Source organism: Flexithrix dorotheae DSM 6795, from assembly GCF_000379765.1.
Lineage (GTDB): Bacteria > Bacteroidota > Bacteroidia > Cytophagales > Flammeovirgaceae > Flexithrix > Flexithrix dorotheae.
This window is the reverse complement of the sequence record NZ_KB903430.1, coordinates 821,210-842,894: the sequence shown is the minus strand read 5'-3', so window position 1 is coordinate 842,894 and position 21,685 is coordinate 821,210. Positions and strand designations below refer to the sequence as shown.

Below are 21,685 nucleotides of genomic sequence, written 5' to 3'. Positions count from 1 at the left end.
TTACAATAGTGCAAGGGTAGGGTCGTCCTTGTTCTTTCTGCTTTCAAACCGGTTCAGCGTCTCGCTCAATCCTGTCAACTTTAGAAATTAATATTAAAATAGTGGGTAAGCAGAATAAAATAGGGCGGGCTGTCAGAAAGGCGGGGAGGTGTGATGGGATTTGTGGGAGGAAGCATCTTTCTGACTAGACTTTTTTTGCCTCCTTTTTTGTGTCAATGACAAAAAAGGAGGTTGGGTTGAAGGGCTAACAGCCCTTAGGTTGTGTGGTGGATAGATAAAAAAGAGTAATCATTATAGTATAGTATATTGATTTGCAATATATTACACCTTATGTTAACAACATTGAGTGCCTCCCTGAAATATAACATTTTAAAATAAAACAGCAGAACGCTACTTATTTAAAGCGCCAGGGTGATCCTTGCTCTATATTTGTTTGGAATAACTTTGTGCCTTAGCCATCTTAATTATCCACCAGATTCTTCAACCATTTCCTGGACTTCACTCTATAAAAAGACAGCACCATTTTCACCACTTCTTCAAACAATAACATCATGAACACCCATTGCAAAGGAAAACCTAACACAATTCCTCCTACATAGGCCATGGGTACACCAAAACCCCACATGGAAATAAAGTCAATGAGTAAAATCATTTTGGTATCTCCACCACTTCTCAGGATACCAAACATAGTCGTCATGTTAAAAAGCTTGAGGCAAAGTACAAAACCCATGATGTAGATAATTTCCCTGCCTAGTTCCAGTACTTCGCTATCCATTTGGGAGAAAAGTGCAAACACGGGGAAAGAAAATAAGATCATCAGGATTCCCGCTAATAATCCGCCAAACGGAATCATAACCATGAAAAACTTGGCACGATTGAAGGCTTCCTCAAATTTATTTGCTCCTAGCTGATACCCTAAAAGAATGGTACATGCTGCTCCAAAACCTACAAAAAACTGAATGAAAATTCCCTCTAATGGATCGATAAGTGACATGGCTGCCAATTCTGTAGCACCCATTCTGCCATATATCAGGTAAAAAGCAAAAACACCAAAAGACCAGGTGAGTTCACTCAGCATTATGGGTGTAGTGATTTTTACCAGTTTTTTTAAGCCTGCTACACTTACCGATTCTATAAACTGAAGCATGGAGTGGAAGCGCAAAGGAAGCTTTTTCAGGTTGATGAAATAAATGAGGATAATACATTCAACCGTACGGGAAATTACTGTGGCAAAAGCTGCGCCCTGCACACCCAATGCGGGAAAGCCAAAGTGCCCGAATATTAACACGAAATTGAAAATTGTGTTGAGCACTATGCCCACCAAACCTGCCAGCATAGGTAAATTCGGATAGTTGATGCTTCGGCTTAAAGAACCAAAAGCCAGTACAATTCCTGTAAGAAAATGATAGGGAAAGGTATAAAAAAGGTAGCTGGTTCCAATGCTAATAATAGCCGGATCATTGGACAACAAGCCCATGAGCCACTCAGGGAAAAATAAAGAAACAATTCCCAGGGGCACGGTAATGACCAGTGAAGTTAAAAGTGCCACCGCCAAAACCTTGATGTAGGCACTGTGTTCCTGTTTACCATAATATTGGGCGGCCAGAATACCTGCCCCACTGCCCAGGCCGCTTAGCAAATGAATGGAAACAAAAAAGAATTTGCTGACAAGGCCAACGGAAGCCAACTCAATTTTTCCCAGTTGACCTACCATGGCTACATCCACCAGGCTGAATGAAGCTGTAAGCATTTGTTGAAGGGAGATAGGCAGGGCCAAAGTCAATAGAGTCCGGATAAAATTCGGCTCCATTTTTCCCTTAAGCTGGTAGATTATATTCATGTGTTTTACAGAAAAGCACCAGAAAAAACTAATGCATGTAAATTATTCAAGTGCAAAAGTATCAGAATGATTTTCGCAAAACAATGGGAAGGAGTCTTTTTTATCAGGGAAGCCTTACATAAAAATTCCATCAACTTCTTTCAAATCGTCAGCCCTATTTTTATCTAATTGCCTGCTACTCATAATATGAGTTTCCGGGGAATGAGCTTTCAGGTAGGTTTTAAAGAAATTAAAAGAATCATTTCCTATGACTTCGTCATGGTTGGGCATTTGGTTGTAAATAAAACCGTGCAAATTTACCTCATTATCCAGGCATGCCTGAACACTTAAAAGGGTGTGGTTAATACTCCCAAGTTTGGAAGAACTGACCAGGATCAGCGGAATCTGATTTTCTTTAATGTAGTCCAAAATGAGGTAATTAGGCGTAAGTGGTACCATCAATCCTCCTGCGCCTTCTGAAAGCACTATTTCATATTTATCTAATAACTCATTGGCAGATTTTCGGAATAGAGAAAAATTTATTTCCACCTCATCAATGGCTGCTGCCAGATGCGGAGAAGCCGGATAGGACAAAACAACTGGGCAAGTCAGGCCAGATTTATCTTCAGGCAAAAGATCAGATTCCATCAATTTCCTGTGGGCTAAAATATCTTCAGAAATGCCCTTACACCCTGTTTGAATCAATTTTGAAGTGATAATTTTTTTTCCTGACTTTTTGAGGTGGTAAGCCAATAATCCTGTAATATAGGTTTTCCCACAATCTGTATCTATTCCACTGATAAAAAACTCTTTTCCTTTCATTTTTTTCTGGCAATAACGATAATTGGATGATAGGTTAAACTCACCGAATCATCCTGATTTGTATAGAGGTTCAGGTATGCTGAAATGAAGTTCTGCAGCTTTTCTTTGCCCAAAAACTCATGGGAAATTCCATTGACACCTGTGGATTTAATATGTTTCAAAACTTTAATAGGAGTTTGAAATTTGAGTAAATCCAGCCAATCTTCCTCATGTAAAATTTCAAAATCACTTTTTAATAAATGGCTGATTGTTTCTCTGGAATGGTAATCCAGTCCCGTACCCAATATAGATTTGATTTCCCTGAAATTTTCCGGCCCATAAGTGCTGAAAGCCAATAGACCATTTTTATTGATCAGCGGAGAAATTTTATGGAAAAAACTTTCCAAATCGTTGAACCACTGGAAACAGGAAGCAGAAACAATTGCCCCTAAGTTTGTGGGCAGGATTATGGATTCTGCATCTCCAGAGCAGTAGTTAACCCTTTTGGAGGAAAGTTGGTTTTTGATTTGAGCTTCAAGAATGTTTTCAGGATTTACCAGATCGTTAATAAAAAATTGATTTACATTGAAGTTGCTCAATATTTTTTGAGTTAAAAAACCTGTACCACAGCCAATTTCCAGTAATCTGCTTATGGTACTGGAAGGATAAATCCGGGAGAATATATCAGCCAGTTTTTTCACCACTTCCTGCTGGATTTTTGCCTTTTGATGATAAGTCCCGGCACTTTTCCTAAACCTCTTTTTTACAATTTCTTTTTCAATCATTTTTAGTTGTATGTCTGCGCATTCCATTCGGGTGATATTTACTTATTCAAACATTTGTCCTGATGAATCATTTGTACCGCTAACTTTTAGAAATTGAAAGATTAAGACTAAAATAATTGCCTTGTTCTACCTCCCCCCTGGCCCCCTCAATTGGGGAAAGCAACATTCCCCTCTAGAGGGGATACAGGGGAGGTTTTTTAATCCCAATCATAAAAAAAACAGGGTCATTCCCTTGGAAATGATTTCGACCCAGTATCATCTCTACCCTTACAAATCAATAATTTCCTGCCACTGCTTAAATATTCCAAATGGGAAATGAGGAATGTCTTTTTCCATTAGCCTTACTTTTCCCTGCCAGAAATTCACCTGATTCTGCCTTGAAAAAATTAAATCATTTTGACCAATCATGGCACAATGGAAAGTGAAACCTGTTCCCTTTTCCTCAGCGGCTAATATCCCTATATTTTCCAGTTCTAACCGCTGATTTTCCACAGCTCTTGCGGATTTTAATTTTTGATGTAGCTCAAGTTGTTTTCTTCCTCCAAAAATTCTCAGATTAAATTTTTCCCGATTCCTTAAATTCCAGTTTTCCAAAGTATGATGGAATATGGCTTTAGGAATACCGAATTCATCATGAATGGGAATTGGTGTGCCGTTGATGGCAATAGCTTTTTGGAACTTAAGGGAAGAGTTTTCCAAAACCCCTGTTGCTGCCCAAACCCCCATTGACCAGGCCACCAGATAAATTTTTTCGTAAGGCATAAATTCTTCTTCAGGAATACTTTCCAGCGGGTTATAGTCATTCCACATACAGAGGTCGAAAGTTCCAAGCTCTAAATGGCGGATGGCATTTTCATCCATTCCCCAGCCATTGAAAAAGAGAATGCAGTTTTTGTTTTCCGCTTTATTTAGCCAGGTTTTATTCATTTCCTTTTAATCGTTTAATAATGGGTTGGAGTTGTGCAGTTGTCATTTTGGCATTTAGGGAAAACCTTAATCTGGCAGTCCCTTTTGGCACTGTTGGATACCTGATGGGGAGTACATGAAAACCGTTTTTCTGAAGGAGCTTCGATTGTGCAATTGTAGCTTCATTAGAGCCAATCACAAATGGGATGATATGGCTTTGAGGAGTTTGCCTTAGTTTTTGGGCGAAATGACAACTTAGTTGTTGAAGTTCTGTTCTCAGCGGTTGAAAATCAGGAAGCCTTTCGAAAATGAATTTAGACCAGGCAAGGTTAATCGGGGGGAGGGCGGTGGTATAAATCAAAGTTCGGGAATGATTCACCAGGTAATCTTTGAAAAGCTTTTTACAACATACAAAAGCGCCAACCGAAGCCAGTGCCTTTCCAAATGTTCCCACCATAAAATCAACTTCGGAGATTAAATCAAAGGTTTCAGCTAATCCTAATCCTTTTTGCCCTACTGCCCCAACAGCATGGGCTTCATCTAAATAAAGAAAGCAATTAAATTTTTGCTTTAACTCCACCAGTTTTTCCAAATCTGCCAAATCTCCATCCATACTGAAAATACTCTCACTTAAAATGAAAGCCTGATCATATTCACTGCGGTGATTTACTAAAATTTGTTCCAGATGATCGTAATCCAGATGCCTGAACCGCAGCACATTAGCTTTACTAAGCCGGATACCATCAATCAAACTGGCATGAATTAATTTGTCAGAGATAATCAAATCATTTTTACCAGCCAAAGCTGAAATAATTCCCACATTTGCATGATACCCGCTGTTATACAGCAAACAGGCTTCTTTCCCATAGGCAGTCGAAATCAGGCTTTCCAATTGACCATATTCCTTGGAGTTTCCACTCAACAGGCGTGAAGAAGAAGCGGTAAAAGGAACTCTTTTTTGGGAAAGACCACTCAGAAATTCTTTATATAAATGCTCATCATTTCCCAATCCCAAATAATCATTGGAACATAAGTTGAGTAAATTGGGGCCTGGCTGTTCTGGCAAAATCCGGAAATTTCCCTCTGCCTTCAGCTCTTCGAGTTTTGTGTTGAATTTACTTTCCATTTCCATATAGTGTTTCAATTACGGAAAAAATGCCATTGGTCAATTTACTGAGCTCATCATCGGAAATGACAAAAGGAGGCATGGTGTAAACCAGTTTGCCAAAAGGACGCATCCAAATGCCTTTTTCCACAAACTTTTTGGTGATTACTGGCATGTCCACCGGCTCTTGCATTTCTACTACTCCAATGGCTCCCAATACCCGGACATCTTTGACTGCATCCAGCTTCTGGAGTTTGGATAAATTTTGTTGCAAATGTTTTTCTATCCGGCTAATATTTTGTGGCCAGTCACTTTCCAGAAGTAAATTGATACTGGCCAATGCTAATGAGGCTGCCAGGGGATTTCCCATAAAAGTTGGCCCATGCATGAAAACTCCTGGAGGCCCACTGGAAATAGTGGTGGCAACTTTTTGAGTGCACAGGGTGGCGGCAAACGACATATATCCTCCTGTGATGGCTTTTCCCAAACACATAATATCCGGAGTGATCCGTGCATGTTCGCAGGCAAATAATTTCCCGGTTCTCCCAAAACCGGTGGCAATTTCATCAGCAATGAGTAAGATTTGATATTTTTCGCACAAGGCTTTTATGCCTTTCAAATATTCAGGATGGTAAAATCGCATTCCCCCGGCTCCCTGAACTATGGGTTCTAAAATAAAAGCGGCAATATTTACTGCATTTTTCTTTAAAAATTCTTCAGCTTCTATTAATTCATCCTCCTGAAATGCCTGATGAAATTTAGATTTTGGCGCAGACAAAAAGAATTGCCTGGGTAGTTTATCATTGAAAATATGATGCATCCCTGTATCAGGATCGCAAACGGACATGGCGTGCCAGGTATCTCCATGGTAGCCTTTTCGCACAGTTACAAAAGTATTTTTATGCCCTTTGCCTGAAGCATGCCAGAATTGCAAGGCCATTTTCATGGCTACTTCCACAGCCACAGATCCAGAATCGCAATAAAAAATATGTTCCAGGCCTTTGGGAACAACAGAGAGTAGTTGTTGCGCGAGTTCGATAGCTGGTTGGTGAGTGAGTCCGCCAAACATCACATGCGCCATCTGGTCAGTTTGCTTTTTTAAAGCTTCATTCAAAACAGGATGGTTGTATCCATGAATCACCGACCACCAACTCGACATGCCATCAATTAATTTTTGACCATTGTCAAGTGTTAAAGTCACGCCATGGGCTTCCTTCACCATAAAGCACTCCAAAGGATGAGTAGCGGAAGTGTAAGGGTGCCAAATGTGTTTTTTATCGAATTCGAGTAATGAATTATTTTCCATTTTCTATTGAAAATAACAAAGCCCATGCGTTGCAAAATGCAGTGCATGGGCTTTGCCTGATGATTATCATTGAACAATCTCCTAATAAATAGGAAGAATCAAATTTTATTAAACCTGATAATAAGCATAATTCTAAAATCCAGAGTGGAAGCCCTTGGCCTTCTTCCTCTAAATCAAAGGTTACAAAATCCCCTTCCTTTTGGGCTTCATAGTTGAGCAATCTTAAAACAGAAGGAATTTTGCAAAATGAAGTCACACAAATATCTACAGCCAGTCTGGCGATATTGATCACCTTGCCTAAACTGGCAAATACCGCAAAACTTTTCCTGGTCCAGCGGGAAAAGACTACAAAAGAGGGCGATATCAGATTTTTGCTTTCCATGAAAAAGCAAAAGTAGGAATTTATAGCAAACCTGGAAAGTTATGGGAAATCATTTAGTTTTAAGAAATTTCCTAAGGATTCTGTAGTTGCTCATGAAAAGTCTGGTATAGAGGGGAAAACTTTTTCATACTGTCTGTTGGAATGTATTTCCACTGCAAATTGTATTATTTAATAAAAACAAGTCAAAAAACTTGTCTCCTTATTTTTAAAATCAAAAAACTAAGATATTATGAACTTACAATTGAATAAAGTAAACGCAATTGCTTTTTACAAAATGGCTTATGAAGGAAATCCTAGAGAAGCGGTGGAAAAATATGTAGGCGAAGAATATATACAGCATAATCCCCATGTAGAAGATGGCAAGGAAGGTTTCATTAACTATTTTGAAAGAATGCAAAAGGAATACCCGGAAAAGTCTATCGAATTTGTGAGAAGTATTGCGGAAAGTGATTTAGTGGCGTTGCATACACACCAAACCTGGCCTGGAAATGAGGAATATATTACCATGGATTTTTTCAGGTTTGATGAAAATGGGAAAATATGCGAACATTGGGATGCCATTCAACAAATTCCGGAAAAAATTGCCCATGATAATGGGGCTTATTGAATAAAAACTAATTCAGGACTTTAAATTAAAGAACATTTAATGAACTCATAAATGGATAAAGCTCAAAAGAAACTTCTCAAACAGCGGTACAAGGATGAACAAAGGAAAAACGATCCAGGGGAGGTTTTTTCAGGTTTATGGCTGAATTCAATTAGGGAAGTTGATTCTTTGAATGAGAATTTAATTGATAGCTGGACAGATGAGGAAATTGAATGGAAGATTGTTTGTTATGCCTTCAATCAGATAGAACAAGAAAATCATTGTAGTGAAAGGGAAAATTTATTAAAACTACCCACAGGAGTTCAGGCTATATTTGCTACCTATTTATTTGAATCTAGTATTTCATTGGATGGAAATTTTTATAACTTCTTCTTCCAAAGTAATGGAGCATTCACAAGAGAAACTTATGTTGGATATGATGCCATAGGAAATCGGGAAATGTATCATTTGATGGAACAGTGTATCGGTGCTTATTTTAAATTAGTCAGATCAGGAGAAGTAAAAGATGCTTGTGGAATAGAACATGATCTTGATTTAGATGAGGATTATTTCATAAAAGTAAATGAATTTGATCTGGATGAATTAGCTCAAAAAATCAACGAAATTGATTTTGAAGTATTGAAAAGAAAAAAAGTGGCATTTATTAGAGATAATAAACACTTGTTTTAGGTTTTAGAAAAATTCAAAACCCTACGGAATAAAAAAAGCAAGGTCTCCCACAGAAGACCTTGCCAATTCATTTATAGTCAGTATATTACAAAATTGCCTTCACAGCCTTCTCCATTCCATCGGTAAGGATGGTTTGGACGTAGCCGGCTACTTTATCTGTTAAGCCTTCTACTTTATTTAAGTCCTGCTTCCAGACTTTTTCGTAGGCTAAAACTTCGCTTACCAGTTTTTTCGCTCCTGCTGCAGTGCCATCATATTCACTCCACACTTTTTGGTAAAGCTCCAAAACATCCTGATCGTCTTTCAAATCAATTTTTGTCCCATTTCTATCTCCTTTAAAAAAGACTATTAAGGAAGCCAGTGCAAAAGTTAATTTTTCCGGAAGTGTTCCTTTTCTCTTTGTGTATTCCAACAGAGAAGGTAATACCCTGGTTTCATATTTTGAATTGGAATTAAGAGAAATAGAAATCAGGAAATGTTTGATATAAGGGTTTCTGAATCGATCGAGCACATCATTGGCAAACCCTTCCAGTTCTTCCTGAGGTAAATCCAGTGTAGGGATGATTTCCTCAAAAATAGCATCTTTGGCAAATTTCCCCATCACTTCATCTTCTACAGTTTCTCTCACCGTATCAATCCCATATAAATAGCTCACCGGTACCATGGTAGTATGGGCACCATTCAAAATTCTAACTTTTCTGGTCCTGTATGGCGTTTGGTTATCCGTGAAGATTACATTAAGTCCGGCCTGATCAGCTGGGAAAATATCACTAACCGCTTTTCCTGCTTCAATTACCCATAAATGAAATTGTTCTCCTTCTACCACAAGATTATCCTTATAGCCTAATTCCTGAGTAATTTCTGCTATTTTATCTCTTGGATAACCAGGTACAATCCTGTCTACCAACGTATTACAGAAAATATTATCCTGCTCAATCCAGTTTTTAAAATCATCTCCAAGATTCCATAAATCAGCAAATTGTAGAATGGTAGCCTTTAGTTTAATCCCATTTTTATCGATTAATTCACAAGGAATAAATACCAATCCGCTTTCTTTGCTACCTCCAAATTTTTGAAATCTTTTGTGCAATAAAGCGGTCAGTTTTCCCGGAAAACTTTGTTGTGGGGCATCATCCAGTTTGTCATTTTCATTGAAGGCAATTCCCGCCTCTGTGGTATTGGAAATGATAAATTTTAAATCCTTACTTTCTCCGATAGCCAGGTATTCTTCATATTGTTTGTAAGGATTCAGTCCCCTGGTAATACAATCAATTACCTGATGCTCACTTACTGCCTTCCCATTTTTAATGCCGTTCAGGTAAAGGGTATAAAGCCCATCCTGATCATTGAGCATATCCACCAGGCCTCTGTCAATAGGCTGAACTACAGCCACTCCGGCTTTAAAGTCCAGCTTTTTGTTCATGGTATCAACTATCCAGTTGACAAAAGCTCTCAAGAAATTACCTTCTCCGAATTGAAGGATTTTTTCCGGGAGTCTTTCTCTTTGTTCCAGGGTTCTGTTTAATAATTTTTCAGCCATTTTTGATTTGTATTTTTTATGATTTTTTTATTTGCATGATTGCCAGCTGTTAAATAATCCTCCCCCTAGCCCCCTCAATGAGAGAAACTATTCTCCCCTTCTGGAAGTGGTTTGGCACTCCGAGTTTGGGGGAAGGTTCTTAACTTTCCAGTTTAAAGAGATACTCCTCTTTTCCAGGGAATAAAATCATCCTGAGCCAGTTTCATGGCATTTGGCATTTTTTCTCCACTGGCTACGGCAATAATGTATTCCAGCATTTCCTCACCTTTGCTTTCAATAGTATCTTCCCCGGAAATTACTGTTCCTGCATTTACATCAATAATGTCAGACATTCTTTGAGATAAATGCGTATTGGAAGAAATTTTAATAGTTGGAGTAACCGGATTTCCTGTAGGAGTTCCCAAACCCGTAGTGAACAGGATAATATTGGCCCATGAACCCGCCAGCCCAGTAGTCGATTCTACATCATTACCAGGTGTACAAAGCAAATTCAAGCCATTTTTTACTGCAGGTTCGGTATAATCCAAAACATCAATAATAGGGGAAGTACCTCCCTTTTTAGCGGCTCCTGCGGATTTAATGGCATCGGTAATTAAGCCGTCTTTAATATTTCCGGGAGATGGATTGGCATCAAAACCTGAACCTGAAGCAACTGCCCTTTCATTGTAGGTTTTCATTAAAGTGTTGAACTTATCAGCCAATTCATCCGTCACACATCGGTCGCTTAATTCCTGCTCCACACCACATAATTCAGGGAATTCTGATAGAATAGAAGTGCCCCCTAAGGCTACAGTCAGATCAGAAACATGACCAACTGCCGGATTTGCGGAGATTCCTGAAAAACCATCAGAACCACCACATTCCAGACCGATCACCAATTTGGATAATGGCGCAGGTTGTCTGGTAATTTCATTCGCCTGTATAAGCCCGACAAAAGTTTTCTTTACGGCTTCTGCAATCAATTCTGGTTCCGACTGGCTTTTTTGCTGCTCAAGAATATAGAGCGGTTTTTCGAAATTTGGATCTCTTTCTTTAATGGCATTCTGAAGAATTTCTGGTTGTGCATTTTGACAACCAAGGCTCAAAACAGTTGCGCCTGCCACATTGGGATTGGTGATATAACCAGCCAATAAATTACACAAGGTATCCGAATCCATCCTTGTGCCTCCACAGCCACCTTCATGCGTGAGGAATTTGATTCCATCCACATTGGGAAAAATTCTGTTTTTCTTGCTTTCCTCCGCTGTCATGATGATTTCTTCTTCCAGAATTTCATTTACCGCAGAACCATTTTTATATTTTTCAACCAGTGATTTTACATTTAAATCATATTTCTTTCCAACAGAATAGCCAAGTTCTTTCACCATGGCATCCTTTATCATATTGATGTTTCTGTTTTCACAAAACACAAGGGGAATAACCAACCAGAAATTGGCGGTACCTACTTTTCCATCTTTTCTGTGATAACCATTGAAAGTTCTGCCTTCAAACCTGGAAATATCTGGTTTTGTCCAGGAAGTATTTCGCTCCTTTACAGAAAAATCGCTGGAGTAATGTTTCAGGTTTTCAGTAGTCACCACTCCACCTTTTTTGATTGGCTGGCTGGCCTTACCTACTGGAACGCCATACATGGTAACGATATCTCCTACATTAAAATCCTGGGTAGCGAATTTATGTTTTTGTTGAACATTGTCAACCAATTCATAATCAATATTGTCAAGAGTTACCTGATCTCCTTTCTTGAGGTCGGTAAGGGCTACAATTACATTATCGGACGGGTGTACTTTTAAGATTTTCTGTGCCATAAACTATAAAATAGTTGTTCTAAATTTATTCAGTATTTTTAGCTGTAAGTCCCTGGAAATGAGTATACAATAACTCAAAAGTTTCAGTACTGCTACTTTTTACAAAGTTGAGCAATTATTCAGTAAACACAAGAAGTTCAGGGGTTTAACCTTTAACCGGTTAATTCTTAATTAAATCCCAAGGTATCAATAAATCACTTTTTCACAGCAGAGTCTTCGACAGAGACCTTGCGTAAATCTGGCTTCAGGAGCTTTAATGACACAGGGTCGCGAAAAATGCAGACCCTGCTGGGACGTAAATTTTACTGGTAATTGAAATTGTTATTAACCCTTTGTCTTTTAATTGAAATTTATTCTAAGAAAATTACATGTCGAATAAGCTTGGTAACCAAAGACTTAGCTCTGGAACATAAGTCACAATCATTAAAGCCACCAACATGGCAATGAAAAATGGCAATAGTGGTTTAATCACCCTATCGATTGAAATATTCGCTACGCTACAGCCTACGAAAAGCACACTTCCCACTGGAGGTGTACAAAGTCCTACACAAAGGTTGAGCACCATAATTATTCCGTAATGAACCGGGTCAATTCCCAATTCTGTAACTACCGGAAGAAAAATTGGCGTAAAAATTAAAACCGCAGGAGTCATATCCATGAAAACCCCAACAAAAAGCAAAATCAGGTTAATGATCAGTAACACAATGATTTTGTTGTTGCTGATAGTGAGTAGTGCTGCACTTACCGATTGAGGAATATTTTCATAAGACATTACCCATGACATTCCCATGGAAGTGGCAATCAAAATCATTACAATGGAAGTAGTGGAAACTGTATCCAATAAAATTCCTGGAAGGTCTTTTATTTTAACTTCTTTGTAAATCATAGCTAAAACCAGTGTATAAACTACTGCGATGGCAGAAGCTTCAGTAGCTGTAAAATATCCTGCTACGATTCCTCCAATTACTACGATTAGTAAAAAAAGAGAAGGAACTGCATCAAATAATTTTTTTAATGCCTCTTTCATTCCTACACCAGGAGCAGTAGGATATTTTTTTCTGTAAGAAGTAACCCCTGCTACAATCATCAGTAATACGCCTACTAAAATTCCCGGTAAATACCCGGCAAGGAATAAAGCTCCAATTGATACGCTCCCTGCTGCCAGTGAATAAACAATGAGAATATTACTTGGAGGAATGATCATTCCTGTAGTGGAAGAAGTAATATTAACTGCAGCAGCAAATGATTTATCATATCCCTCTTCAGCCATTTTAGGATTCATAAACCCTCCGATAGCAGAAGCTGCTGCTACCGCAGATCCTGAGATCGCCCCAAAAAGCATACAGGCCAGAATGTTTACAAAAGCTAAACCTCCGGGAAATCTTCCCACAATCACTTTGGCAAACTCAATGAGCCGGCTGGCTATTCCTCCTTTATTCATGAGTTGTCCGGCCAGAATGAAAAAGGGTATGGCTAACAGTGCAAAACTATCCAGGCCGGTAGCCATTCGCTGAGCAATAGTAGTAAATGCCGGAATGGGAAGAATACTCACCAACATGGTAAGAATAGCCGAAATTCCAATGCTATAGGCGATTGGCACTCCAATGGCCAATAATATTACGAAACTTAAAACCAGTATTAATACTTCCATTTTTCTTTAGTAGATGTTTTGTGACTATGACAACCAGATTTTTTGGATTTAAAAAAGGAGGTTTCACAGCTGTTTATTTGTTAGTGATCAAACATTTTCAGATTCTGTATAAGGATTATCTTTCATATTCAGAAAGCTGTAATATATGATTAATAATCCGCTTATTGGCAGTACCGTGTAGATATACCCTTTTTGAATTTCCAACACGGGGGAAATCTGGTTAAGACTAAGTGTGATGTACACCAGCCTTATTCCTCCTATGACCATCACCGTAAGTGCAAATCCAATTACAATGATATTCACAATCACATTGAGTCTTTTCTGGGTTGAAGCAGAAGATTGTCTGGGGATAATATCTATGGCCAGGTGAAGGTGCTTTCCCGTTGCATAACTTGCACCCAGTAAACCTACCCAGATTAATAAAAACCCGGCAAGTTCTTCGGTAAAAGGCATAGAAAGATTTAATCCTCTGGCTGCTACCTGAAGCAGGACGTTTATCACCATGAGTGCCATCAGGAAAACTAAAAACTTTCCTAGAATGTCATTAATTATAGTTCGCATTTTAAATCAGTTTGTATGCTAAGTTTATTGATTTTAATCCAGAGCTCTTATTTCCTGAATAAGGTTATAAATTTTTGGGTCAGATTTATAAGAATCATACATATCACTTACCCGCTCTGAAAAAGGCTCTTTTTTAGGGTAATTAACTTTTACCCCGGCCTCTTGTACCGCTTTTAATGATTCTGCTTCAGACTCTTCCCAAAACTTTCTTTGGGCAGGAACACATTCATTAGCAGCCTCCTGAATCCATGTTTTTTCTTCATCGCTTAATCTGTCCCAAATGACAGTTGAAATTAATAAAACATCGGGGACTGAAGAATGCTCATCAATAGAGTAGTATTTACAGACCTCATAGTGTTTGGACAGGTAAAAACTTGGTGGGTTGTTTTCTGCACCATCTACAACTCCCTGCTGTAGTGCAGTATATAATTCACCAAATGAAATGGGCATGGGTGCGGCTCCCATAGCACTTACCATTTTATTGGCGGTGATACTTTTCATTACCCTAATTTTCAGACCTTTTAAATCGTCTGGAGATTCAATGGGGTTGGATTTAGTGTAAAAGCTCCTGCTGCCTGCATCAAAAAAGCATAAACCTCTTAGCCAGGCTTCTTCTCCATCCTGTAATATTTTTTTACCGATTGGTCCATCCTGCACATTAAACATGTGTTCTTTATTCTTGAAGATATAGGGCAGGCCTAATACTTTATAGCTTGGGGCAAAGCTTTCCATTACCGCTGCAGAAACTTTGGTCATGGCCAGGCTCCCAATTTGGAGCAATTCAAGACATTGGCTTTCTGTTCCGAGTTGGGCACTGTGATAAACTTCCAGTTCAAGTTTACCTCCGGATTTTTCTTTCACTTTTTCAGCCATTAAAAGCATGGCCTTATGCACTGAATGTTGAGTATTGAGGGTATGGGCAAGCTTTAAAGTCCTTACTCCACCCTGCTTCCCGCCACAGGACTGCATGCCTAACAAAACCGTGCTGATTAAAAAAGCTTTGATTAAAATATTTTTGATTTTCATTTTCAGAAGTTTTGTCTCCAAAATACAAAAAAAACTTTGGAAACTTCAATTTAGAAATTGCTGATTTATTTCATAGCCAATAAGGGTATAGAGGAACTGAAAGTCCAGTTCCTCTAATTGCTTATTACCCTTTTATCTTCTTTACAATTGCAAGAGCACTTTTCACCAGCTCGGTAAGCTTAGCGTAATTGCCATCAGCAATGATGTCCTTAGTAATTAATTGAGAACCCATTCCCACACAATGCACACCAGCATTAAACCACTCTGAAAGGTTTTCCTCAGTTGGAGTCACACCACCAGTAGGCATGATGCTCGACCATGGGAAAGGCCCTTTTACTGCTTTCACGAATTTAGGACCTCCAACTTCAGAACCAGGGAAAATCTTCACTACTTCAGCACCTAATTCTTCAGCATAAGAAATCTCTGAAAGTGAACCGCATCCTGGTGACCACCCGATTTTTCTTCTGTTACAAACTTTGGCCATTTCCGGATTCAATACTGGAGAAACTACGAAATTAGCCCCAAGCTGAATGTAAAGTGAAGTGGTTCCTGCATCTACTACAGAACCAATTCCCAAAATCATTTCTGGTGCTTCTTTGGCTGCATATTTATTCAATTCTGCAAAAACCTCATGGGCATAGTCTCCACGGTTGGTAAATTCAAAAACCCTTACTCCTCCATCGTAGCATGCTTTCAACACTTTTTTGCACACTTCAATATCCTTGTGGTAAAATACCGGAACGATACCGGTTTCACCCATGGCCTGTGCTGCCTGTATTCTTGTAAATCTTGCCATTTTATTTTTTGTGATTTTTTTTCATATACTGGCACAAGGGGACCCTTGCGCCAGGTTAAGTGAATTTTGCTTGAACTTATCTGGAAACTCTTCCTGAAGCGTCTCCACTCATCAACTTCTCTACTTCATCTACAGTTACCTGGTTTACATCACCATAAATGGTATGTTTCAGACAAGAAGCTGCAACTGCGAATTCAAGTGCTTTTTGATCGTCATCAGGATAAGTTAATAATCCGTAGATTAATCCACCCATAAATGAATCACCACCACCAACTCTGTCCACAATGTGTGTGATTTGGTATTGTTTAGATTGGAAAAGTTTGTTGCCATCCCAAAGTACACCAGCCCATGAGTTGTGGTTGGCATTAATTGAACCCCTTAAAGTAATAATAGCTTTTTTAGCTCTTGGGAATTTCTCCATCAACTGTTTTCCTACCGATTCGTAAGCAGCACCTTCCACATGTCCTGCAGTTACATCTACTCCTTCAGGGTGAATTCCGAATACTTTTTCTGCATCTTCCTCATTTCCAAGGATTACGTCACATCCTTCTACTAATTCTGGCATTACTTCACCAGCAGTTTTACCCCATTTCCAAAGGTTTTTTCTATAGTTCAAGTCAGTGGAAACGGTAACTCCTTTAGCATTTGCAGCCTTAATTCCCTCTAAACAAACTGCAGCAGCACCTTCCGAAACAGCCGGGGTAATTCCAGTCCAGTGGAACCACTCAGCGCCATCAAGTACTTTATCCCAGTCGATCATTCCAGGTTGGATAGTTGATAAAGCGGAATGTGCTCTGTCATAAACCACCTTACTTCCTCTTGAAACAGCACCTGTTTCAAGGAAATAGATACCCAGTCTTTCTCCACCGTACACGATTTTGCTGGTATCTACATTAAATTTTCTTAAGTTCATTAAAGCCGCCTTTCCGATGTCATTATCTGGAAGTCTGGTGACGAAAGTAGCATCCAGTCCATAATTGGCTAGTGATACTGCAACATTGGCTTCTCCACCACCGTAAGTACCTGAAAAGGTATCTGTTTGAGCAAATCTTAAATAACCAGGAGTTGCCAACCTCAGCATGATCTCCCCAAATGTTACAACTTTTTTTCCCATTTCTATTTTTGTTTTATTATTTGTTTAGATGTTCTGATGATAAGTTTTAATATTTTTATTAGAATGATATATCTATCGTATTGAAGTGATGAAATGATTAAAAACCAAAGAATTCGTTTGCATTATTGTAGCACACATCCTCTACAATTTTACCGATCCATTTCATTTCTTCTTCCGGAAGCAATCCGTTTTCGATATCATTCCCCAACAGGTTGCAAAGAATTCTTCTGAAGTAATCGTGTCTTGGAAAGGACATAAAGCTCCTGGAATCGGTAAGCATACCCACAAACCGGCTCAACAGGCCAAGGTTTGACAGAGCATTCATTTGCCATTCCATCGCTTCTTTCTGATCCAAAAACCACCAGCCGGTTCCAAATTGAATTTTTCCGGGAGTAGAACCATCGTTGAAGTTACCGGTCATGGTTCCCATTAAATAATTATCTCTTGGATTCAGGTTATATAAAATGGTTTTAGCCAGTTTATCCTTATTGTCCAGTCGGTCCAAAAATTTGGAAAGTGGTTTAGCCATTTCAAAATCACCAATGGAATCAAAACCGGTGTCTGGTCCGAGTTCTCTCATCATTCGGGAGCTGTTGTTTCTTAGCGCACCCAGGTGGAATTGTTGCGTCCATCCCTTTTCATGATCCATTTCGGCAAGGAAAACCAGCATGGCCGATTTGAATTTGGTAATTTCCTTTGGTTTCAGCTCTGCTTTAATAAGAGCTTTGTTGAAAATGGTTTTGATTTCATTGTTGTTGTACTTACTGGCATACACATGCTCCAGTCCATGATCCGATAATCTGCCGCCCATTTCATGGAAAAAATCATGACGTTTTCTTAGTGCATTTTTCAGGTCTTTGTAGCTGGAAATTTTCATTCCGGCAGTTTCTCCTAACTTTTCAATGTATGCAATAAAAGCATTGGCATCTTCTATAGCCATCGCTTTATCTGCCCGGAAAGTAGGAAGTACTTTTACTTCAAATCCATCATCTTTTATTTTCTGGTGGAATTCGAGGGTATCAGCAGGGTCATCGGTAGTGCAAACCACTTTTACCTTCATTTTCCTTAAAAGATTTCTTACGCTATACTCAGGAGTATTAAGCAAAGCACTACAATGTTCATAAATCTCCTTTGCAGTATCTTTATTTAATAATTTTTCTACACCGAAATATGCTTTCAGTTCCATATGAGTCCAGTGATACAATGGGTTTCTCATGGTATATGGAACTGTTTCTGCCCATTTTTCAAATTTTTCGTACGGGCTTTTATCTCCGGTACAAAAACTTTCATCCACACCATTGGTTCTCATGGCTCTCCACTTGTAGTGGTCGCCTTCCAGCCAAATCTCATACAGGTTTTTAAACTGTCGGTCGTTGGCAATATCTTCCGGTGATAAGTGACAATGGTAATCTATTATAGGCATGTCTTTCGCATGCTCGCGATATAGCTTTTGAGCAGTTGCTGTTTCCAGCACAAAATTCTCATCGAGGAATTTTTTCATTTTCAAAAGGTTGAATTCGGGTTAAATAATTTACGTTAGCTAATGTTAAATTCTCACACTCAACATCTTTTGCTTAAGGAATTGGATGTTTGTTAGGGAGTGTTTGTAAGTTCCAATAAAAGAAGGAGTTACAATTAAATTCAAGGTCAATTTTAGTGAAAATGTGGGAATAAGTAATGGGAATAAAAGGATTTTTTAACGGCAACGTTCCCAAAAACGTTCCCGAAAATTTTGCTGATTATCATTTTCTGAAAATGGCCTGAAATTTGAAAAAAGTTTAAAAAAAATATAGCTGAAAATAAACTTTTTTAAGTTTTAAAAGTTAAGGTAAAAAAATGAGAAAAGCTAAATAAGTAAAGTTGAAGAAAGCTGCCATATTCCTTTTAATCATGCTTTTTAGTTGTGGTGCCTTTTTGCCACAGAAAAATTTCTCTATTATTGTAGGAAACTTTGAAATCCCCTTCAGTGAAGAGTCGGATTTTGAAAAAAAAATTGAACTTGCTGTTAATCATGTTCACATGCAATCTCAGCGAGCTGAGATAAATTACCAGAACAGTATTTTTTATAAAAGCTATCACCACTTACGTAAACCCTTATCCTTATTTTTACGCTCAGCCTATTTCCCGCTTTTTATTTTATATGAATCCTTCAGGCTTTGAAAATACTAGTGACACAGGCAATAAATAAGTAATAAGAATTTGGGGTTGATAATCAGTTTATTAACACACTGATATACCCCACTTATTTCATGCTAGTCGAAACAGATATTTCTGGCAATGCTTAGAGATAAAAAGTTTTGAAAGAATATAAACCTTTTTTGAACTCACTTTTTATCTATTGTATTAGTCACTCAATCAACTTTAACAATGACTTGGGTTTGGATTCTGTTCAGGCTGGGGATTTTTTTTAAGATTCACTGCCTTTTATTTGGGAAAGAATTAATCTAAGGAGAATACCATAAATTTTAATTCATTTTAGTATTCTGCTCTGTTGATTTAGTGAGATTAAATTAAACATTATAAGTTTGCCATAATTGCTCAATTAAAATAATTTCCAAAAATGTGACCTGGTAGGAAATACCATATTTTAAATATATGAATTCATTACAGGCAGATGCTGTTTTAGAACGATTAAAGCAAGCCAAATTATCTGAGCCAGAGCTCATTAAGCCAACTGGTTTTTCTCAGTATACCATTGACTATCAGAGTAATCCTAAACAGTTTATTGAAGCTGTAAATGAAAAAGGGTTTCTGATTGACTTCACCGTACTTTACGAATCCATTGAGGAGGAACATTTTCTTGAATTTGTAAAGGCGGCTCCTAGTAGTCTGGTCACTTTTGCCAAAATACGAGATGAAATAATTCCAGTCGTGATCCAAAAAAAGGAGCGGGAGGTAAATTGTTATATGTTTGATAAAACCGGATCTGAAGAGGTGTGTGATTTGGAATACCTGGAGAAAATCTGGTTTATAGAAGAGAATGGGAAAATACCATATGGATTACCCTATCAGGTAGAGCCAATGGTGAGCGATGACGACTCCAGCCATCTGAAAAAAGTGACCGGACCGATATCCCGTTTGTTCAACTTATTAAATGCGGAAAAGAGGGATATTTTATATATATATTTCTATTCAATTATCATTGCCCTGATCAGCCTTGCCCTTCCGATTGGCGTTCAGTCAATTATTGAAATGATTTCTGGGGGAGTGATTTTTAATTCAATTGTCTGGTTAATCGGTTTTGTGATTATTGCAATTTTAATTGCAGGAGTGCTTCAGGTAATACAATATTCTCTGGTTGAGGTTTTGGAAAGGCGGATTTTTGTGAAAGCAGCCTTTGAGTTTAGTTTCCGGATTCCAAAAATCAGATCAGAGGCTATCCTCAATGAATACGCTCCGGAATTGATGAATAGATTTTTCGATATCCTAACGATTCAGAAAGGGTTACCTAAACTCCTGATTGATGTTACGGGATCTGCATTGCAAATTGTGTTTGGGATTATTCTACTTTCGTTTTATCACCCCTTCTTTGTGCTTTTTGGAATTATCCTGATGCTTACCCTTACATTAGTATTTTATTTTACAGGCCCTAAGGGCTTGAAAACAAGTCTGATAGAATCAAAATACAAGTATAAAGTGGCACACTGGCTGGAGGAGGTTGCCCGAACGCTCTATGCTTTTAAAATTGCCGGAAGTACCTCATTGCCTATGCAAAAAATGGATGGTTATGTGAATAATTATCTTCAGTACAGAAAGAAGCATTTCCAGGTTTTAATGACCCAGTTTATCAGTATAGTAGGTTTTAAAACAATTGTTACCGGAGGGCTCCTGATAATTGGTAGCTATTTGGTAATTGACAGACAAATTACCCTCGGTCAGTTTGTTGCTACTGAAATTGTGATTATCCTAATTTTAAGTGCAGTAGAAAAACTTATTCTTAGCTTAAAAACGGTGTATGATGTATTAACTGCAGTTGAAAAAATTGGGCAGGTTACCGATTTGAAGCTAGAAAGAAAAGGGGGAATTGTTCTTCCAAAAGGTGGGTTCAAAGGAATGAAGGTGGATATAAAAAATCTGAGTTATAAATATCCTGGATCGAGTGAATATGCCATTAAAGATATTAATCTGTCGATTGCTGCAGGGGAAAGAATTTGTCTTGCCGGGTACAATAGTTCAGGTAAAAACACACTTGCACAGGTGATTACCGGATTGTTGGAAAGCTATGAAGGTGGAATCAGGATGAATGGAATCTCACTACGTGATATTAATGTGAACAGCATGAGAGATTTAGTGGCTAAAAATGTGACTAATGAAGATATTTTTGAAGGGTCTATTTTGGAAAATATTTCAATGGGGAATCCGAAGGTAACTTATGACGATATGATGTGGGCACTGGACAATGTAGGGCTGGCTGATATGGTGAGTAGTTTACCTGATGGTATCATGACTTCCATGGTTTCCGGTGGAAAGAAATTTGCCAAAAGTGTGGCTATTAAGCTGATACTTGCCCGGTGTATTGCTGAAAAGCCTCAATTACTGATTCTGAATGATGAACTTATTGATTTGGAAAAAAGTGATAGAGTCAAAATTCTCGGGTTTTTAATGGATAAGAAAAATCCCTGGACTTTAGTGTGTGTATCTAATGATCCTATGATGCTGGCCGGTTGTAATCGGGTAGTAATCCTAAATGAAGGTTTAATTGTAAAAGATGGAGCCTATAAGGATTTAGCCGCTAAAAAAGAATTTAAAGATTTATTAGAATACCCGAAAGAAGAAGATCTGATTTAAAACAAAAAATGAATTGATCTCAAA

Annotated in this window: 18 protein-coding genes; 3 read left to right on the top strand and 15 right to left on the bottom strand. The window is 38.3% G+C overall.

The genetic code is table 11. The annotated features are described in order from the left end of the window. Nucleotides 1–460 precede the first annotated feature (460 nt). The 7 genes from A3EM_RS0103710 to A3EM_RS0103680 all read right to left on the bottom strand — a co-directional run bounded on the left by A3EM_RS0103710 (nucleotide 461) and on the right by A3EM_RS0103680 (nucleotide 7,104). Complete coding sequence (locus A3EM_RS0103710; RefSeq protein WP_020526824.1) at nucleotides 461–1,840, bottom strand: MATE family efflux transporter; 1,380 nt, start codon at nucleotides 1,838–1,840, stop codon at nucleotides 461–463. Between the two features lie 114 nt (nucleotides 1,841–1,954). Next, the gene (gene bioD, locus A3EM_RS41425; RefSeq protein ID WP_020526823.1) at nucleotides 1,955–2,641 is read right to left on the bottom strand and encodes a dethiobiotin synthase; all 687 of its coding nucleotides are present in this window, start codon (nucleotides 2,639–2,641) and stop codon (nucleotides 1,955–1,957) included. Next, on the bottom strand, nucleotides 2,638–3,405 hold the full coding sequence (gene bioC / locus A3EM_RS0103700) for a malonyl-ACP O-methyltransferase BioC (protein ID WP_044237092.1): 768 nt from the start codon (nucleotides 3,403–3,405) through the stop codon (nucleotides 2,638–2,640). Before bioC ends, bioD begins: the two co-directional genes overlap by 4 nt. A gap of 267 nt (nucleotides 3,406–3,672) precedes the next feature. Further along, entirely contained in the window at nucleotides 3,673–4,332 is a 660-nt protein-coding gene (locus A3EM_RS0103695; protein WP_020526821.1) for a DUF452 family protein, read from the bottom strand. Next, nucleotides 4,325–5,437, bottom strand: a complete 1,113-nt coding sequence (locus A3EM_RS0103690) for an aminotransferase class I/II-fold pyridoxal phosphate-dependent enzyme (protein ID WP_211211934.1) — start codon at nucleotides 5,435–5,437, stop codon at nucleotides 4,325–4,327. The genes A3EM_RS0103695 and A3EM_RS0103690 overlap by 8 nt, the downstream gene beginning before the upstream one ends. Further along, a complete protein-coding gene (gene bioA / locus A3EM_RS0103685) occupies nucleotides 5,427–6,722 on the bottom strand; it encodes an adenosylmethionine--8-amino-7-oxononanoate transaminase (protein WP_020526819.1) in 1,296 nt (431 codons plus the stop codon). The genes A3EM_RS0103690 and bioA overlap by 11 nt, the downstream gene beginning before the upstream one ends. Continuing rightward, nucleotides 6,712–7,104 (bottom strand): hypothetical protein, encoded by a 393-nt coding sequence (locus A3EM_RS0103680; RefSeq protein ID WP_020526818.1) that lies wholly within the window; start codon nucleotides 7,102–7,104, stop codon nucleotides 6,712–6,714. The genes bioA and A3EM_RS0103680 overlap by 11 nt, the downstream gene beginning before the upstream one ends. 229 nt (nucleotides 7,105–7,333) lie before the next feature. Here A3EM_RS0103680 and A3EM_RS0103675 point away from each other — a divergent pair, with 229 nt between their 5' ends. Next, nucleotides 7,334–7,711, top strand: coding sequence for a nuclear transport factor 2 family protein (locus tag A3EM_RS0103675; protein WP_020526817.1), 378 nt, complete (start codon nucleotides 7,334–7,336; stop codon nucleotides 7,709–7,711). Nucleotides 7,712–7,762: 51 nt separating this feature from the next. Next, nucleotides 7,763–8,380 carry a DMP19 family protein gene (locus A3EM_RS0103670; RefSeq protein ID WP_020526816.1) on the top strand — a complete coding sequence of 206 codons (618 nt, stop codon included), beginning with the start codon at nucleotides 7,763–7,765 and terminating at the stop codon, nucleotides 8,378–8,380. Between the two features lie 85 nt (nucleotides 8,381–8,465). On the opposite strand, the gene A3EM_RS0103665 is transcribed toward A3EM_RS0103670, so the two are convergent. The 8 genes from A3EM_RS0103665 to uxaC all read right to left on the bottom strand — a co-directional run bounded on the left by A3EM_RS0103665 (nucleotide 8,466) and on the right by uxaC (nucleotide 18,374). Next, nucleotides 8,466–9,920 carry a tagaturonate reductase gene (locus A3EM_RS0103665; RefSeq protein ID WP_020526815.1) on the bottom strand — a complete coding sequence of 485 codons (1,455 nt, stop codon included), beginning with the start codon at nucleotides 9,918–9,920 and terminating at the stop codon, nucleotides 8,466–8,468. A 152-nt stretch (nucleotides 9,921–10,072) separates the two neighbouring features. Next, nucleotides 10,073–11,725, bottom strand: a complete 1,653-nt coding sequence (locus A3EM_RS0103660) for a UxaA family hydrolase (RefSeq protein WP_020526814.1) — start codon at nucleotides 11,723–11,725, stop codon at nucleotides 10,073–10,075. 364 nt (nucleotides 11,726–12,089) lie between these two features. Next, nucleotides 12,090–13,376: a TRAP transporter large permease gene (locus tag A3EM_RS0103655; RefSeq protein WP_020526813.1), complete on the bottom strand. Its 1,287-nt coding sequence runs from the start codon at nucleotides 13,374–13,376 to the stop codon at nucleotides 12,090–12,092. 87 nt (nucleotides 13,377–13,463) lie between these two features. After that, nucleotides 13,464–13,937: a TRAP transporter small permease gene (locus A3EM_RS0103650; protein ID WP_020526812.1), complete on the bottom strand. Its 474-nt coding sequence runs from the start codon at nucleotides 13,935–13,937 to the stop codon at nucleotides 13,464–13,466. Nucleotides 13,938–13,970: 33 nt separating this feature from the next. Beyond that, nucleotides 13,971–14,963, bottom strand: coding sequence for a TRAP transporter substrate-binding protein (locus A3EM_RS0103645; RefSeq protein WP_020526811.1), 993 nt, complete (start codon nucleotides 14,961–14,963; stop codon nucleotides 13,971–13,973). Between the two features lie 124 nt (nucleotides 14,964–15,087). Beyond that, on the bottom strand, nucleotides 15,088–15,759 hold the full coding sequence (locus tag A3EM_RS0103640) for a bifunctional 4-hydroxy-2-oxoglutarate aldolase/2-dehydro-3-deoxy-phosphogluconate aldolase (RefSeq protein ID WP_020526810.1): 672 nt from the start codon (nucleotides 15,757–15,759) through the stop codon (nucleotides 15,088–15,090). 76 nt (nucleotides 15,760–15,835) lie between these two features. Next, nucleotides 15,836–16,873, bottom strand: a complete 1,038-nt coding sequence (locus tag A3EM_RS0103635; protein ID WP_026210082.1) for a sugar kinase — start codon at nucleotides 16,871–16,873, stop codon at nucleotides 15,836–15,838. A gap of 97 nt (nucleotides 16,874–16,970) precedes the next feature. Continuing rightward, nucleotides 16,971–18,374 (bottom strand): glucuronate isomerase, encoded by a 1,404-nt coding sequence (uxaC, locus tag A3EM_RS0103630; protein WP_020526808.1) that lies wholly within the window; start codon nucleotides 18,372–18,374, stop codon nucleotides 16,971–16,973. A gap of 1,094 nt (nucleotides 18,375–19,468) precedes the next feature. Here uxaC and A3EM_RS0103615 point away from each other — a divergent pair. After that, nucleotides 19,469–21,661 (top strand): peptidase domain-containing ABC transporter, encoded by a 2,193-nt coding sequence (locus A3EM_RS0103615; protein WP_020526806.1) that lies wholly within the window; start codon nucleotides 19,469–19,471, stop codon nucleotides 21,659–21,661. Nucleotides 21,662–21,685: the final 24 nt, after the last annotated feature.